The organism is Limisphaera ngatamarikiensis (assembly GCF_011044775.1).
GTDB classification, from domain to species: domain Bacteria; phylum Verrucomicrobiota; class Verrucomicrobiia; order Limisphaerales; family Limisphaeraceae; genus Limisphaera; species Limisphaera ngatamarikiensis.
Genome location: NZ_JAAKYA010000077.1, coordinates 50,294 through 67,645 on the forward strand (window position 1 = coordinate 50,294; position 17,352 = coordinate 67,645).

11 protein-coding genes are annotated in these 17,352 nt (G+C 64.3%); 4 read left to right on the forward strand and 7 right to left on the reverse strand.

Translation table 11 applies throughout. The features are described from left to right. Both G4L39_RS11250 and G4L39_RS11255 read right to left on the reverse strand, forming a co-directional pair. A partial coding sequence (locus G4L39_RS11250; protein WP_205880969.1) for a two-component regulator propeller domain-containing protein occupies positions 1-1,415 on the reverse strand: 1,415 nt, incomplete at its 3' end. 135 nt (positions 1,416-1,550) lie between these two features. Next, complete coding sequence (locus G4L39_RS11255) at positions 1,551-2,927, reverse strand: MFS transporter (protein WP_165108276.1); 1,377 nt, start codon at positions 2,925-2,927, stop codon at positions 1,551-1,553. A gap of 309 nt (positions 2,928-3,236) precedes the next feature. Here G4L39_RS11255 and pheT point away from each other — a divergent pair, with 309 nt between their 5' ends. The 4 genes from pheT to gatA all read left to right on the forward strand — a co-directional run bounded on the left by pheT (position 3,237) and on the right by gatA (position 8,093). Further along, the gene (pheT, locus tag G4L39_RS11260) at positions 3,237-5,678 is read left to right on the forward strand and encodes a phenylalanine--tRNA ligase subunit beta (protein WP_165108277.1); all 2,442 of its coding nucleotides are present in this window, start codon (positions 3,237-3,239) and stop codon (positions 5,676-5,678) included. A 177-nt stretch (positions 5,679-5,855) separates the two neighbouring features. Then, positions 5,856-6,020, forward strand: coding sequence for a hypothetical protein (locus G4L39_RS11265; RefSeq protein ID WP_165108278.1), 165 nt, complete (start codon positions 5,856-5,858; stop codon positions 6,018-6,020). A 31-nt stretch (positions 6,021-6,051) separates the two neighbouring features. Then, positions 6,052-6,504, forward strand: a complete 453-nt coding sequence (gene dtd / locus G4L39_RS11270; RefSeq protein ID WP_165108279.1) for a D-aminoacyl-tRNA deacylase — start codon at positions 6,052-6,054, stop codon at positions 6,502-6,504. A gap of 116 nt (positions 6,505-6,620) precedes the next feature. Beyond that, the gene (gatA, locus tag G4L39_RS11275) at positions 6,621-8,093 is read left to right on the forward strand and encodes an Asp-tRNA(Asn)/Glu-tRNA(Gln) amidotransferase subunit GatA (RefSeq protein ID WP_165108280.1); all 1,473 of its coding nucleotides are present in this window, start codon (positions 6,621-6,623) and stop codon (positions 8,091-8,093) included. A gap of 94 nt (positions 8,094-8,187) precedes the next feature. Here the strand turns inward: gatA and lacZ are convergent, their stop codons facing one another. The 5 genes from lacZ to G4L39_RS11300 all read right to left on the reverse strand — a co-directional run bounded on the left by lacZ (position 8,188) and on the right by G4L39_RS11300 (position 17,096). Further along, positions 8,188-11,424 (reverse strand): beta-galactosidase, LacZ type, encoded by a 3,237-nt coding sequence (lacZ, locus tag G4L39_RS11280; protein WP_165108281.1) that lies wholly within the window; start codon positions 11,422-11,424, stop codon positions 8,188-8,190. Positions 11,425-11,460: 36 nt separating this feature from the next. After that, a complete protein-coding gene (locus G4L39_RS11285; RefSeq protein WP_240893955.1) occupies positions 11,461-12,582 on the reverse strand; it encodes a UDP-glucose--hexose-1-phosphate uridylyltransferase in 1,122 nt (373 codons plus the stop codon). Between the two features lie 33 nt (positions 12,583-12,615). Further along, positions 12,616-13,782, reverse strand: a complete 1,167-nt coding sequence (galK, locus tag G4L39_RS11290; protein ID WP_165108282.1) for a galactokinase — start codon at positions 13,780-13,782, stop codon at positions 12,616-12,618. 63 nt (positions 13,783-13,845) lie between these two features. After that, entirely contained in the window at positions 13,846-14,997 is a 1,152-nt protein-coding gene (locus G4L39_RS11295) for a galactose-1-epimerase (RefSeq protein ID WP_165108283.1), read from the reverse strand. Between the two features lie 56 nt (positions 14,998-15,053). After that, complete coding sequence (locus G4L39_RS11300) at positions 15,054-17,096, reverse strand: sodium:solute symporter family transporter (protein WP_165108284.1); 2,043 nt, start codon at positions 17,094-17,096, stop codon at positions 15,054-15,056. Positions 17,097-17,352: the final 256 nt, after the last annotated feature.

The following is a 17,352-nucleotide window of genomic DNA, read 5'->3' on the forward strand; positions in this document are numbered from 1 at the left end:
GGTCCCTGCGGCGGGCGCCACCACTGCCAGTTGTTTCCCGAACGGCTCACCAGCCCTGCATGAGTCCCCACCCACAGCTGGCCCTTCCGGTCCTCGAAGATGACGTTGACAGCGGTCAACAAGGCCGGTGGCCCCGGTACGCGTTCAAACCGATTGCCGGTCCGGCGGAAAAGCCCACTACCGGTGCCCACCCAGAGCTGCTGCTGTTGGTCCAACCAGAGCGCGGACACGTTTTGTTCAAAGGGCGTGCGCAGGCCGTGTTCGGGACCGAACTCCTGCGGGCCGCCCGGTTGCCAGAGGACCAAACCACGCGTGAAACCCGTCCACACGCCGCCACTTGGATCGCTGCATACGGTTTGTGCCACCACGGCCCGCCCCAGCACATGGCGTTGGAACCGTTTTCGCTGCACCCGGTGCAGGCCGCCGCCGTCGGTTCCCACCCACAGATTGCCTTCGCGGTCCATGAGCAGCGCCAGGATGCCCTCCGTCGTCAACCCCTCCGCCCGACCGATGCGAGTGGCCCGGCCGGCTGGATCAAACCAATAGACCCCATCGCCACTCGTCTCATCCAGGGTGCCGACGATCAGGTTCCCATCCAGGTCTTCACAAGCGGCCGAGGGGCGGGCGTTGGATCGCCAGGGATAGGGTCCCAGGTCTTTTACCAGCTCGTTTCCCCGGCAGAGCAGTATTCGGCCGTTGAGCAGGCGCCAGTGCCCGCCCTTGCGGCTCGGGATTATGAGGTCCAACCGCGGCACGGGCAAAACCAACTGGATTGGCAGGCGGGGTGGTTCGATGGCCCTGAGCGGGCCCACCGCGGTGAGTTGCTGGTCCGAGCCCACCCACAGGAGATCTTCTTCGGCTGCCAGGGCACGGCACACGCCCGGCACCTCGGCCGGCATCCGCCAGACGTTCACCTGACCGGCTGTGTATCGTCCCAGGTAACCGTCCTCCGTGTAAAGCCATACCCCTCCATGAGGGTCCTCCACAACCGCACGCAGTCGGCCTTCGCGGGTTTTCTGGCCCACGTCCACCGGCCGCAAGCCGTCGGGCCGCGCAAGGAAGACGCCGGCCGTTTCGGTGCCGATCCACAGCTGGCCCTCCCGATCCTCGTACAGCAACACGATCCGGCTGCTTTCCAGTCCCGGGGTGTTGACTGCGTCGAACACGGTGAAACGAAGGCCGTCGAACCGGACCAGGCCGTTCAAGGTGCCGGCCCAGAGATATCCGTGGCGATCCTGCAACAACGTGAGGACGGAGCTTTGCGGCAGCCCTTCACTCGTGCTCCAGTTTTCCACCAGGAAGGGCGAGTCCGGCGGAGAAGTCACTGCAGCCTCCCCCGTACGAACCCCGGGGAGACCGTGGAGTCCTGCCCACACCGCCCATGCGATGGCACGATACCAACGGCCCAGACGCACAACGGACATTGTCCGGACCGGGCTTTCAATGTAAAGCCGGGTGCCGGCCAACCTCCCCTGCCCTGGCGTCGTCGCCGGGCTGAATGCCAAGGGCGCGGCTGTACGTCAGGGGAGGCCCATCCGGAGCTCGCTGGATCAGGTCTCGGCGAGCTTGGCGGGCTCAAGCCGGGGCACCAACAGGTGAATGATCAGCAGCGCCACCAAATACGTGCAGCCGGCCATGATAAAAACGGGGATGTAACTCTGGGTGGCCTGTAACACCGCGCCGACCAACATGGCGATAAACATCCCGCCCACGGCGCCGGCCGTGCCTCCGATGCCCACAACCGATCCCACCGCCTTGCGTGGGAACATGTCGGAAGTAAGCGTGAAGAGGTTGGCCGACCATCCCTGGTGCGCAGCGGCGGCCAGGGAGATGAGCCCCACGGCAAGCCACAGGTCCTTCACGTTGGCCGCAAATGCCACCGGCACCACGCAGGCAGCGCACAGGAACATGGCTGTTTTGCGCGCCCGGTTGGCGGTCCAGCCCTTCTTCATCAACCAGCCCGAGATCCAGCCTCCGCCGATGCTCCCCACGTCAGCGACCAGATAAATGATGACCAAGGGCAAACCGATCCGCTTCAAATCCAGCCCGTGGTTCCGGTGCAAAAAGTCCGGGATCCAGAACAGGTACAGCCACCAGATCGGGTCGGTCATGAACTTGCCGATCGCGAATGCCCAGGTTTGTCGGTGCGGCAGGAGCGTCCGCCACGGGATCCGCACCGGCAGGTCGGGAGGATCACTCCGAATATAGGCAAGCTCGGCGGGTTTGAGACGGGGATGATGAGCCGGGTCACGGTACAGCCACAACCAGGCAGCGACCCAGGTGAAGCCAATGGCTCCGGTGAGAATGAACGCCCACTGCCAACCCAGGTGTACCGTAATCCACGGCACGGCCAGAGGCGTGACCAGGGCGCCCACGTTCGTCCCCGCGTTGAAAATTCCGGTGGCCAGAGCCCGCTCGCGTCGGGGAAACCATTCGGCCACGGTTTTGATGGAAGCCGGAAAAGCTCCGGATTCACCAAGGCCGAGTGCAAAACGTGCCAGGGCCAGCCCCACCGCACCTCCCGTCAACGTCACCCAGGCAAACCCCGTATTGGCATCCAGGTTCAGCATGGGCAGCCGCCAACCTTCCGGAACCAGACCTGCGAAACCATGCGCCATGGCGGCAAGGCTCCAAAGAGAAACGGAGGTGGCGAAGCCCACCCGCACACCCACGGCATCCATGAAGCGTCCAGCCAGCACGAAGCCGACAGCATACGCCAATTGAAACGCGAACACGATGGACGAGTAGATTCGCTCGTCAGACCAGTGGAACACCTCGGTCAAGGTGGGTTTGAGAATGCCGATGACCTGTCGGTCCACGTAGTTGATGACGGCCGCAAAAAGAAGCAACGCACAGATCGTCCACCGAAAATAGCCCCCGCTGGTGGGCGATCCCTGCACGGATGCGGTCTGCGAAGCATCGTTCATACGGATTGCCTGATAAGGATCATTGGGGCCGGTGTCAAAACCTTGCACCCCGGGAAATGTGCACCGCGCCCCTCGAAATTTGCCCGGCCCGGCGGGGCGCATCCGAAAGCACCGGTAGCGACATTGAGCCTCCCGAATGGGCCTGCCCCACCCTGAGGCGGTGTGCCAAATCGGCCCCCGAACCGGACCCTGCGGCCGCGCCCGAACTTGCCCGCCGGTCCGGGGGCGCTTAGTTTGGCGTTCCCGGGTTCGGCACCCTTCGACCGGCAGCCGATGGCGCCAAGTCGGCGGGTGGACCCGGCCGATCCCATGAGAATCACGCTCAATTGGCTGCGACAGTACGTGGATGTGGAGGAAACGCCCGAGGCCCTCGCTGAGCGACTGACGATGCTCGGCCTGGAGGTCGAGGGTATCCGGCGCATTGCCGGCGAACTGGAAGGCGTGGTCATTGCCCAGATCCGAAGCCGCGATCCGGTGCCGGGCTCGGATAAATTGTCCGTGTGCCGCGTGTTTGACGGCCAGCAGGAGCGCACGATCATTTGCGGTGCGCAGAATCACAAGCCCGGCGACAAGGTGGCCCTGATCCTGCCGGGCCATGCCCTGCCGCTCAAACCCGGTGAGAAGGAACCCTTGGTGATCCGTGAACGGAAGGTATTTGGCATCCTGAGCCAGGGCATGATGTGTTCGCCCCGTGAGCTGGGGCTGTCGGAGGACGGTGAAGGGCTGCTCATCCTGCCCGAAGACGCTCCTGTGGGTAGGCCATTGGCGGAGTATCTCGGCCGCCCCGGCGGGGATGTGGTGTTTGATCTGGAGCTGACGCCGAACCGCCCGGACCTGGCCGGGGTGATCGGCATCGCGCGGGAATTGGCTGCCGCCACCGGTCGCGAGCTCCGGCTTCCTCCGGTGGGCGACCTGGGTGAATACCAACAAGACCCGTCCGCACAGGCACAGGTGGACCTGCAGGTGGAGGAGCCTGAACTCTGCCCCCGTTATGTGGCCCGGCTGATCCGCAACGTGCGCATCGGGCCCAGCCCGGACTGGCTTCGGCAGATGCTGGAACGGGTGGGCATGCGCAGCATCAACAACGTGGTGGATGTCACCAACTACGTGATGTTGGAATGCGGCCAGCCGCTGCATGCGTTCGATGCGGATTTGCTGGCAAGGGACGAGTCCGGTCGGATCACCCTGCGGGTACGACGGGCACGGCCGGGCGAGCGATTTGTCACCCTGGACGGTCAGGAACACGAACTTCAATCGGACATGCTCCTCATTGCCGACGCGGGCAAGGGGGTGGCCCTGGCGGGTATCATGGGCGGTCAGAATTCCGAGGTTCGCCCCGAGACCAAGCATATTCTGCTGGAGAGTGCCTGGTTCCTGCCGACCAACATCCGGCGGACCAGCAAGCGGCTGGGTTTGCGAAGCGAATCTAGCTATCGGTTCGAACGAGGGGCAGACCCGGGGATCACGGAATGGGCCAGCCGGCGCGCCGCCCAGTTGATCCTGCAACTGGCCGGGGGCGAACTGGCCCGGGGCCATGTGGAGTTCCATCCCTCCCCTGCCCCGCCCCGCCGGATTCGCCTGCGGTATGATCGCACCACCCGGATCCTGGGCGTCACCATCCCGCCCGAGCAACAACGGCGTCACCTCGAGGCGCTCCAGTTGCGGACCGTGGCCCACGACGAACAGTCGGCCACCTTCGAGATTCCGAGCTGGCGCCATGATCTCAAGCGGGAAATCGATCTCATCGAGGAGATCGAGCGCCTTTACGGCGTGGAACGTGTGCCGGCCACGCCGCCACGGGGCGCGCTCGGGTCCCACCCGGCGGACGAGGAATTCGACCAGCTCAGCCGGATCCGCCGCCTTTGTTGCGGCCTGGGACTGGATGAGGCCCAGGGCCAAACGTTGATTTCGGACAGGGCGGCGCTGTTGACCGGGGCGGAATCGGCCCTGGTCAAGCTGGCCAATCCGTTGAGCAGCGACATGAACACCCTGCGGCCCAGTCTGTTGCCGGGGTTGTTGGATTCGTTGCGGCACAACGTCACGCGGAAAAATCCGGACGTCGCCCTGTTTGAGATCGGCCGGGTGTTCTGTCGAGACAACGGTTCCGTACGCGAGGAACGGCGCCTGGGGCTGGCCCTCACCGGGCGACGGCACCCCGTCTTTTGGACCGGCGAGGGCCGTGAGGCAAAGTACGACCTTGCCGATGTGCGAGGGGTCCTTGACGAACTGTTTGATCATCTGGGCCTGCGCGGCATCAGCTTCCACCGCCGTGCCGAGATGACGCCGCTGTTTGTGGAGTCGGCGACCATTCAACAGGGCCGGCAGGTCGTGGGTGAACTGGGGTTGGTATCGCCGTTGGTGGCCCGAGAATACGACCTTCGGGACCCTGTAATCCTGGCCGAGGTCAACCTCGATTGGCTGCTGGCCCGGCGCTGCGATAAGCGCACGTTCCAACCGTTGCCGCTTTATCCCGCCATCCGCCGCGACGTCGCCATGGTGGTGCCCGAAACGGTCACGCATGCGGATGTGCTGCGCGTGGTGCAGCAGGCCCGGGTGGAACACCTGGAGCAGGTGCAGGTGTTCGATGTGTTCCGCGGCGGATCGATCCCGGCCGGCTGCAAGAGTCTGGCGTACGCGTTCACGTACCGTGCGGCCGATCGCACGCTCACCGACGCCGAGGCCAACGCACTGCATGCCCGGGTGGTGGAGGCGTTGCGGCGCGGCCTGCAGGCCACCATTCGGGAGGGTTGACGGCGCCCGGGCACACTCCCGCCGCGATCGCAGCCGCGCCAGGTCGGCCCCTTCCCGGGACATGGCGCAACTGTACCGGAAGGCCGGCAGCGGCATGTCCAATGACGCCCATCGGAAGCGAGCCGTGCGAGTTGTGGGTTCTTGCATTCCCACGCAGGCCGGTACATTTTCGCGGGCATGAAGTTTTGGCTGGCCTGGCTCGCATACGCGTTGTTTGCAGTCCTTCTGGCGGCAGGAATGATCCTGGCGCACGCGGGCAACTTTTGGTTGTTGCTGTTTGCCGTTGCGCTGTACGGGATCATGCTGTGGCGGTTCGGACTCACCCAGGGTCCCTCGCATTAGCCGCGTCGATCCCCTCATTCCGAGCCCAGCCATGCGGGCGGTGGTCCAACGCGTTCGCGAAGCAGCCGTCCAGATTGATGGACAATGGCACAGCCGGATCGGTCCCGGTCTGCTGGTGTTGCTCGGGGTGGAAAATGGCGATACCGCCGGGGACCTCGAATGGTTGGCGGGCAAGATTGCGCGGTTGCGCGTTTTTCCTGATGGCGAGGGAGTGATGAACCTTTCCGTGCAGGAAGCCGGCGGCCGGGTGATGGTGGTCAGTCAGTTTACCCTGTTGGCCAGCACGCGGAAGGGCAACCGGCCGTCGTACAGTCGCGCCGCGCCGCCGGAAACTGCCGAGCCGCTGTACGAACAATTCGTGCGGACCTTGTCCCAGTTGCTGGGCCAGTCGGTGGCCACCGGCAAGTTTGGAGCCATGATGCAAGTGCATCTGGTCAACGACGGTCCGGTAACTCTCATCATCGACAGCCGTCTCCGGGAATGAGTCGCCGAGCTGACAGGAGCGCTCTGTTTTCCGCATTTGTTCCCGGGTGCGGCCCCGGCCCGTCCGCCACACCGTATGAAAGGCTCCGGGTCTGACGAAGCCCTGCTTCCCCGGCCATGAACGAGCGATTGACCCTCAAACGTTGTCAGGAATTGCTCCGGCGCCGCGAGGTTTCGGCCCGGGACCTCACGCAACATTTTCTCCGACGGATCGAACGCCTGGAGCCCTCTGTCCATAGTTTTCTGGAGTGGGATGCAGCGGACGCACTGGCGCAGGCGGAAACTGCCGACCGGGCCCTTGCAGACGGTGCCACTCACCAAAAGCAGCCGCTGCTGGGGATCCCGGTGGCCATCAAGGACAACATCGCGGTCAAGGGACAGCCATTGCGCTGTGCCTCCCGCATCCTGGGCGACTTCCGTTCGCCCTATGACGCCACCGTGGTGGAAAGACTGCGCCAAGCGGGCGCGATCCTGCTGGGACGGCTGAACATGGATGAATTCGCCATGGGCAGCTCCACCGAAAACTCGGCGTTTGGGCCGACACGGAATCCCTGGGATCTTGACCGGACCCCGGGCGGCTCTTCCGGCGGATCGGCTGCGGCTGTGGCAGCCGAGGAGGTTCCGGCGGCCCTGGGCTCGGACACCGGTGGTTCCATCCGGCAGCCGGCGGCGTTTTGTGGCTGCGTGGGGTTGAAACCCACGTACGGAAGGGTCTCCCGTTACGGTTTGGTGGCCTTTGCCTCGTCCCTGGATCAGATCGGTCCCCTGACCGCCACCGTGGAGGACGCGGCGCTCTTGCTCGGGGTGATCGCCGGTCATGATCCCCGGGACGCCACCAGTCTTCCAGATCCGGCACTTGACCCGGACCTTGAAGGAGAACCCGGCCTGCGCGGGATTCGGCTCGGGCTTCCGCGCGAGTATTTCGGGAGCGGACTGGCCCCGGAGGTGGAACAGGCGGTCCATTCCGCCATTCGACATTTGGAGGGGTTGGGCGCGGAAATCCGGGAAGTGTCGTTGCCCCACACGCCCTATGCCCTGGCGACCTACTACGTCATTGCCACGGCCGAGGCGTCGGCCAACCTGGCCCGATTTGACGGGATCCGCTACGGACTGCGGGTGGACGGCCAGGACCCCATTGAACTGTACAAGCGCACCCGCGGTCGGGGCTTTGGGCCCGAGGTCAAGCGCCGCATCATTCTGGGGACCTTCGTCCTCAGCAGCGGTTATTACGACGCGTATTACCTGCGCGCGCAGAAGGTCCGAACCCTCATTCGAAACGATTTCCTTGATGCCTTTCGCCGGGTGGACCTGTTGGTGACACCGGTGACGCCAACCCCGGCCTTCCGGTTGGGAGAAAAGGTCTCGGATCCCTTGCAAATGTATCTCTCGGACGTGTTCACCCTGTCCTGCAACCTGGCGGGCATTTGCGGCATCAGTGTGCCATGCGGGTTCACGGAGTCACCGCGGCTGCCCATCGGCCTTCAACTGTTGGGGCCACCCCTGGGTGAAGCCACCCTGTTGCGTGTGGCGCATGCCTACCAACAGACCACCAATTGGCACAAAGAACGGTCCCCCTTGGCGCTGGCCTGAGGCCGAGCGGTGCCGCCCCGTCCGACCTGGCCGGGCCGGCGATGAGTAGGAGTCCCCCGTCCAACGGGGCGCGGCTGCACACCCGAACCAAGGTTCAATCCACACGCTGCCGTGCCCTTCGCCCCGGATCCTGGCCGGGCTCCAAGGGTTCGAGTCGGAATTGGTAGGACGCCGGCTGGCAGGGAATCAGGTACTGCGGATGCGGCCATGCGCCCCAACTGTTGTCTCCGCCCACCCCCTGCTGCATCAGGTCCACGTTCAACACCACAAAATCGCGCACCGGCAGCTCGAACGGATGCGCAACGGATTGCAGGTCATCGGTGGTGTGGTGCATGGCATTGAGGCTGAGCAGCGGTTGGGCCACCACCAGAATGCCACTGCCGCGACGATCGGTCAGAGCGGCCCAGCGCACGTCCACCTTGTTGCCGCTTTCACCCGGTTCGGTGTAGTCGTAGCAGAATTGCTCCCGTACGCTGCCACGGTAACGTCCCACCCGGGCGTCTTTGCGGTCGCAGTAGGTCTCCTGCGGCCCCGGCCCCAGCCATTGAATTTGGTTGAAACGGTTGGGCAGGGTCATTTGCAGACCGAGCCGTGGCAGTGGCGGCAGATTCGTGCGTCCGGGTTCAAAGGATGCCCTCACCTCCACGACGCCGTCGGCCAGCACGCGATAGGTCATGCCCCAGTGGGCCTCCACCGTTGGCAGGAACCAGCGTGCGGTGACGTCGACCGATTCCCCGCCGGGTTGCGATCGGACCTCGAACGCCCGGAGCTCCGCGTTTTCGTGTGCCCTGCGCCAGATGCCCTGGGACCGTTCCATGTTCCGGCCCCGGTCGTTGTCCGTGGGCGCCCGCCAGAAGTCAGGTCGCAACGGCGTGCGGATGCGTTCCATGCCGCGATGGTTCCACGAAATCCACTGGCCGTTGGTGCGGTCAAACACCAGCCGGAACCGGTCGCCCTCGATTTGGACCTGGTTCCCCTGCTCCATCACGCGCAGCGGGGCTTTGGCAACTGCGGGCCGTGGCGCGGCCGGTGCGGCTTCCGGCAGTCGGAACTGGTCCCATGCGACTTCATGGCCCCGGTCGGCCCACGCCGTTGCGCGTTTGAGAACGAATCGAACCTCCAGGAAGTACTCCACGCCGGGCTCGGGCTCCCACGGCCGGACCGGGATTTTGACGTGGGCAGAGGCACCCGGCGGTACATCCAGCTCCGGCAAGGTCCCTGACTGGAGCCGGCGCCCGTCGCCGCTCAGTTGCCATTCGCCCCTCAGCAGGTCTTTGAGGTTCAGAAAGTCGTAGCCGTTGTGGATTTCCACCTCTCTCTGGGCCGCATCCACCAGTCGCACGCGAACGGGCTGGTATACGTGCTTGACCTCGTACAAGGTGGGATGAGGCCGGCGATCGGGGCTGACCAGGCCATTGCAGCAGAAGTTCTGATCCGAAGGTGTGCCGGGCGGGCCGAAATCCCCGCCAAAAGCCCAAAAGGTGGGACGCCCCTTGCGCACCGGTTCGAATCGGGGCTTGGGCAACGGCCCCTGCTCCTGTCGCAGCCCCTGGTCCACCCAATCCCAGATGAAGCCTCCCTGGAGGTGTGGCCGGGAGTAGATGAGGTCCCAGTACAACCAAAGGTTTCCACAACTGTTGCCCATGGCATGCGCGTATTCGCACATGATCAGGGGTCGTGTTTGTGGCTGCGCGGCGTATCTGGCCAGTTCCGAGGGCGGCGGGTACATCGGGCACACGATGTCGGTGTGCGGCCGCAGGCCTGCCTGTTCGTAGTGGACCGGACGCGAGGGATCCCGTTGTTTGATCCAGGCGGAGGTGGCCTCAAAGTTGGGGCCGTCGCCGGCCTCGTTACCCAGCGACCAGATGATGACCGAAGGATGGTTCTTGTCCCGCTCGACCATGCGACGCGTCCGGTCGAGGTGCGCCTCCTTCCATTCCGGCCGCCGTGCCAGGGTGCGTTCGCCGTAACCCATGCCGTGGCTTTCGATGTTTGCCTCATCAATCAGGTACAGGCCGAACCGGTCGCAAAGGTCATACCAGGCGGGCTGGTTCGGGTAATGGCTGGTCCGGACGGCGTTGATGTTGTGCTGTTTCATGAGCCGGATGTCGCGGATCATGCTCTCCACGGTAATGGCCTGACCCCGATCCGGGTCGTGTTCGTGGCGGTTCACGCCCTTGATGAGGATCCGGCGGCCGTTGACCAGGAGGTTGCCGTCGCGGATTTCCACCTTCCGAAAGCCGACATTGGCGGGGATGACCTCGAGCACCCGGCCCTGTTCGTCTTTCAGGGTGAGCAACAGTTTGTAGAGCCAGGGAGTCTCGGCCGACCACAATCGCGGGCGGGTGATGGTTTGCGACAGCGTGGCCTGGCCGCCCCGGCCATCCGGTTCCACCGCGAGGCTCATCCGGGCCTGAGCCACGGGCCGGTCCTCGGGATCCAACAACTCCCACTCCGCGGTCACCGGCGCGGTCCGCCCCGAATGATTCTCCACCTCAAGGATGACCTGCAGGGTGGCGTCCCGGTACTGATCGTCCAGGTCCGTTCGGATTTCGAAATCCCGCACGTGCACCAGGGGCGGTGACCACAGGTAAACATCCCGGAAAATGCCGCTCAGGCGCCAGAAATCCTGATCTTCCAGATACGACGCGTCGCACCAGCGATAGTTCTCGACCGCCAGCAGGTTTTTGCCGGGTTTGACATGGGCCGTGATATCGAACTCCACCGGGGTGCGACTGTCCTTGCCCAGGCCGACCCAGTGGCCGTTCACCCAGACCTGGAAACCGCTGTTGACGCCGTCAAAGGTCAGAACGACCCTGCGTCCCTGCCACGAGGCCGGCACGGTGAACTCGCGCCGGTATTGGTTTACGGTGTTGTTTGGGTCCTCGCGGGGTACCTCGGGCGGATTCCAGGGTTCCGGCCACGGATAACGGATGTTGACGTAAATGGGGATGCCGTACCCGTGCATTTCCACGTTGGAAGGCACCGGCAGCTCGGGCCAGGTGCGGTCGTCAAAGTCCGGCTTCCAAAAATCCGGGATTCTGGCCAGGTGATTCGAGGCGTAATGGTACTTCCACCGACCGTTGAGGGACCGGTACCAGGGGGACTTGACCCGTTCGTCGTTGCCCACCGGCCCGATTTGGAGGGCCGTACGGCGGTCGGGGCAGATGACCATGGTCGCGTGCGGGGGCAGATGATTGCGCCCGGTCACCTGCGGATTTTGGAAATCGGCCCAGTAGTCCGACCCGGGCTGTGCCCGGCCGACGACCGCAGTCATCCCCATGACCGGGATCCACCACAGGCGGGATACGGTACGGAACTGTGTTTTCATACGCTGGCCCCAAGGATTGTTTCTACCTGCCACGGGTCAGCCCTGCACGGGGGCAAAACTCGCGGAGGACTCCCACTGCTGCCGCCGTTTATAATACACCGTGGGCAGGGAACGCAAACGTTCCGCCGCCTGTTCCGGCGTCAGATCCCGTTGCGGCTCGGCCAGCATTTCGTAGCCGACCATGAACTTTTTGACCGTGGCGGACCGCAGCAGGGGCGGGTAAAAGTGCGCGTGCAACTGCCAGTGGGGCTGCGGTCGATCCTGATCCGGTCCGGTCGGTGCCCCGTGCCATCCCATCGAATAGGGGAAGGATACCTCGAAAAGGTTGTCATATCGGATCAGCAGGTCTTGCAAGATCTCCGCCAGGGCCCGCCGCTCCTCGTCGGTGAGGTCCGGCAGCCGTTGGACGGGCCGCAGCGGCATCAGCAGGACCTCAAAGGGCCACACCGCCCACCACGGCACCACCCCCACCCAGTGCGCATTGACCGCCACCACACGTTCTCCCGAGTCCAGCTCGCGCCGGGCGTAGTCCAGCAGCAGGGGCCGTCCGTGTGTTTCATACCATCGGCCCTGCTGTTCGTCCTCCGCAGCCGCCTCGCGGGGCAGGAAATCGCCGGCCCAAACCTGCCCGTGGGGGTGCGGATTTGAACATCCCATGATGGCACCCTTGTTTTCGAACACTTGCACCCAGCGATACCGCGTCCCCAGGTCGGTGATTTGATCCGACCACATGTCCACCACCCGGGCGATTTCCTCCACGGTCATCTCCGCCAGGGTCAAATCGTGCCGCGGCGAGAAACAGAGAACGCGGCATTCGCCACGGACCGGCATGGCACGCAGCAAGGGGTCGGCGCTCTCTTCCAATCCGGGCGCGTCCGGCAACAGGGCGGCAAAATCGTTGGGAAAGACAAACGTGCCCGTGTACGGCGGATTGACCGCCCCGGAGGCGCGGCGGTTGCCCGGGCAGAGGTAACAGTGCGGATCGTACGCCGGTCGTTCCTCGGCCGGCGGTTTCTCGGTTTGTCCCAACCACGGCCGCCGGGTCCGGTGTGGCGATACAAGCACCCAACGGCCCTGCAACAGGTCGAAGCGGCGGTGCGGCCAGTCCGCCAATTTCGGCCGCGTGTGTTCCCCCATCATGCCCCTGCTCTGGTCCATGTATCCACCAGTGCCCATGCGGTCGCCGTGTTCTCAGGAAACAATCCGCGCACCCTCGCCCGGGCGCGACACAAACAGCATGGGCTCGATCCCGGTGCGCCGTTTGTATGCGTCGTGGATGTGCGTTTGCACAGCCGCCACCGCATCGGTCCGCACCAGGGCCACGGCGCACCCGCCAAAGCCGCCCCCGGTCATCCGGCAGCCGTAAACCCCCGCCTCCAAGCCGAGCTGTTGCGCGAGTTCCACCACCAGGTCCAGCTCCTGACAACTCACCTCGTAATCGTCACGCAGGGAGGCGTGGCTGGCGTACATCAATTGGCCGGCGCGAACCCAGTCGCCCTGACGGAATGCCTCGGCCGCCTGGAGCGTACGTTCGATTTCGCCGATGACGTGCCGGGCGCGCCGGTAGACCACCGGATCCAAACGTGACCGTGCGCCTTCAAGCTGCTCGCGGGTGGCATCGCGCAGGGACGGCACACCCAGCGCGGCGGCGGCCGTTTCACACTGTTTGCGACGCGTGGGATACTCACTGCCGGTCAACTCGTGTTTAACCTGTGTGTTGATGATCAGGACGGACACGTTCGGGTCCTCCATCGGCACGTGTTCGTACCAGCGACTCCGGCAGTCCAGCAGCAGCGCGTGATTGGCGCGTCCCAACACCGCGATGAACTGGTCCATGATTCCGCAGGGCATACCGGCGAAGCGGTGCTCCGCCTGTTGACACAGCAGCGCCTTTTCCACGGGATCGAGTCGGACACCGAGAGCGGCCTCCAACAGTGTGGCCATCGCCACCTCCAGGGCCGCGCTGCTGGACAACCCGCCGCCCAGTGGCACGGAGGAGTGCACCAACACGTTCATGCCCGGCAGGCGTTGCACCCTCTCGCGGAACCCGGCCAGAACACCCAGGGAATAGTTGCCCCAAAAACCGCGCGGTCCGGGTTCCAGCGGGCCATGGGCCGCCACGTCCACCGATGGAGCTGCTTCCAGACTGGCGATCTGGATACGGTCATCAGGGCGGGGAGCCCCCAGCGCCACGGTGTACCGCTCCAACGCCATCGGAAACACGAACCCGTCATTGTAATCCGTGTGTTCCCCGATCAGATTGACCCGGCCCGGTGCAACCGCCGTCCATCGGGGCCGGCTGCCGTATCGGGCCTGAAACGCCGCGTTCGCTTCTGCCAACAACTGGTCCCAGTGCATAAAGCCGCTTGAAGTACCTCCCTGATTCTCCGGGCCCGCCGTTGCCCCTGTCGGCGACCCTGATCAAGAGCCCTCGTCCACCGTGCCAAACCGATAAATTGTGGTTTGACGGTAGATCCGACCCGGCCGGAGGATGACGCCGGGGAAGTGTGGGAGGTTCACTGCATTCGGAAAGTGCTGGGTTTCCAGACACAGTCCGGCGTGGCGTTCGTATCGCCAGCCGCCCTTCCCCACGAGTGAGCCGTCCAGCCAGTTGCCGGTGTACAATTGCACGCCCGGCTCCGTGGTCCACACTTCCATCACACGTCCACTGTGCGGTTCTTCCACCCTCGCGCAGAAGGCCGGGCAGTCGGGTCTGCCGCCCCAAACCTCCGTATGATTCCAACCCTCGGGATCACCCCGCAGGACGAAGTTATGGTCATACCCGGGGGGCTGTTCACCCAGCTGGTCCAATCGTGCCCCGATGCAGGTCGGTTCGCGGAAATCCAGTGGGGTGCCCGCCACGGACCGAATCTCGCCGGTGGGCACGTGGTCAGGCCGCTTGGGCGTGTAAAAATCCGCGGCGATCATCAGCCGGTGCTGCAGCACCGTGCCCTGCCCTGCCAGATTGAAATAGCCGTGGTGCGTCAGGTTGACAGGGGTGGGCCGGTCGGTCCGGGCGCGGTACTCAAACCGCAATGCGTTGTCCTCGGTCAGGGTGAGCGTCAGGATCACGTCCAATCTTCCGGGAAACCCCTGATCCCCATCCGGGCTGATGTGGCGGAAGCGAACCGACGCCGGGCCGACAACCCGCGCCCGCCAGAGTGCCTTGTCAAATCCTATGGGCCCCCCATGCAGGCAATTGCGGCCCTCATTGGCCGGCAATTCGAAGACCTGACCGTCCAGGACAAACCGGGCTCCGGCAATCCGGTTGGCCACGCGCCCCACCGTGCATCCGAAATAGGGATGGCCGGCCAGATACGACTCCAACCGGTCAAACCCCAAAACCACGTCGGCCAGCCGACCTCGCGAGTCGGGCACGTGCAACTCGGTCACGATGGTGCCGTAGTTGGTGACCTTGACGACCATACCGCGCCGGTTGCGCAACGTGAACAACCTGGCCACGCGGCCATCCGGCAATCGGCCAAACGTCTCTGTTTCCACCTTCCTTTCAGCGTGCGTTGTTCCCGCCCGGCCGGAACCGACCGCGGCAGCGCTCATTCCCCGATTCTTCATCCATCCTCCCTGGCATTGGGTGCAGGAACCGGAACGGTCGCCCCCCGATCCGGCCATCAGCGGGCCACGCCCCATGGACTGAACACCGCGTACAATGTGAGGGTGATCAAAACCACGACCAGCCCCGCGACCTTGGCGCCCCGTGAAGTCTCCAGTGCAATGGCCGACTGTTGTTTGAACTCCACCGGCTGCGGGAGGGGCCGTGCGGCTGTGATCAACCCCATCACCAAGAGACACAGGCCGAAGCAAACCGCCATCCGATTGAGAAACTGCAGGTCGGGCACCAGCCATTTCAAGGCTCCATAAGCCACGATGTTCGTGACCAGGCCCGTCGCGCCGCAGATGGCCGGCCCGCGCCGCACGATCAGACCAAACACAAACACCGCCAGGATGCCGGGCGAGATGAATCCCTGGCTTTCCTGGATGATGGTAAAAATGCTGTTGCTGATCCTGGGATTGCCCAACTGCGGGGCCACCAGCACCGCCACGGCGGTAAAGACCACCACCGACACGCGACCCACCCACACAACCCTTTCCTGCGGAGCCTGCGGGGCCAGGAACTTCTTGAAAACGTCCATGGCGAAGATCGTCGAAGCCGCATTGAGCATGGCCGCCAGCGAACTGACCACCGCTCCCAGCAACGCGGCCATGACGAATCCCACCAGGCCCACCCCTTGGGGCAGGACGTGACCGAGCAATTGCGCCAGTGCGGTGTCGTACTTGAACGCGATCAGCTTGTCCACGGCCACTGGCTGGCCCGCCTGCCGGGCTTCCTGCACCACCCGGGCGTTGTATTCGTCCAGCTCCCGGGCCAGCTCCGGATGAACCGCCCGCCACGAGTGATCCTCCGTGGTGAAGATTTGGTACCGGGCCGGTCGAACGGCCTCAAAACGCTCCTTCGCCAACGGCAACACCCACGGGTTTTGAACCCGGAGCTGGCGGATGTCGGCTTCATCCGGATAAATGGCCAGCAGATAGCGGCCGGCCGGCCAGGAGGCGAGCTGCTCGGGCGCCGGTGCCTCCGCCACCTGCACAAACCGCGTTTGCGGGTTGGCCTTGTAGTAAAGGGCCATGGACCTGGCCGTGTCGGCCACCGCAGCAAGTCGCATCTCCGTGCTGTACAGGTTGAAGGCAATGATCCCCGGGATGACAATCACGAAGGGAATCAACAACTTCATGAAGGCGGCGAACACGATGCCCTTCTGTCCCTGGGCCAGCGAGGCCGACCCCAATGTCCTCTGGGTGATGTACTGGTTGAGCCCCCAGTAATAGAAGTTCGGAATCCAGAGCCCCAGGAGCAGCGCCGTCCACGGAAGGACATTGTCCGTGGCGGGAAGAAACATGTTCATGCGCGGACGGTTGAGTTCCCAGAACCTTTCCACCGGTCCCGCTTCGGGGCTCAGAGTCACCATGGCCACCGCACCCGTTTCCGGACTGACCACTGTGGCAGCCTCCGTGACCATCCCGAGCTTCTGAAAGGCAAAGACCATGATTACCGCGCCCCCGATGATCAGGGCGCTACCCTGGATCAGGTCGGCCCAGGCACAGGCTTTCAGCCCACCTGCCGTCACATAAAGCATGGCGATCAGCCCGATGATCAGGGCCCCCGTCGCCAGGGTCAGGTGATAACCGGCTTGGGCGGCCAACGTCTGGATGGTCAATGCCCCCGAGTAGGTCACCGAACCCAGGAGAAGCAGGTAGATGAAGATGGTGGCCACCGCCATGATGGTGCGAGCGGCGGCGTTGTAACGGTACTCCAGGAACTCCGGCATGGTGTAGATGCCGGCGCGCAGGAAATACGGGAGGAACCCAAACGCCACCACCACCAGCGTGATCGCGGCCATCCACTCATAACTGGCAATGGCCAGGCCCACGTGGCTGGCCGCGTTGCCGCTCATTCCGACGAACTGCTCCGTCGAAATGTTCGCTGCGATCAGGGAAAATCCAATCAACCACCACCGGAGGCCGCGTCCGGCCAGGAAGTAATCTTCACTCCCCTTTTCATCGCGGCTTTTCCAGAGACCCACCCCGACCACGGCCACGACGAAGAGAACGAAAATTGTCAAGTCCAACCAGGTGATTTGGAATCCGCCGCTCATAATCTGTCCTCTTCGGCCGCAAGCCCCACCTGCCGGCATGTCAATGTCTGGCGTGCGGTTCACTCCCGTCCCAGCTGCCGGCCGGCTGCCCGCCCGGGTGAACCGTTCCGTTAAGTTGAGCGGGGGCGCCCGAAGGGGTGGACGCCCCCGCCGAACCAGTTAGTCCTCAACCATTAACCTCCTTGGCAAATCCGCTCTGTGCGCTGTGGCAATTCCAAGCTGCGCACCGGATCGGGGCTCGGAGCCCACGCGCAGC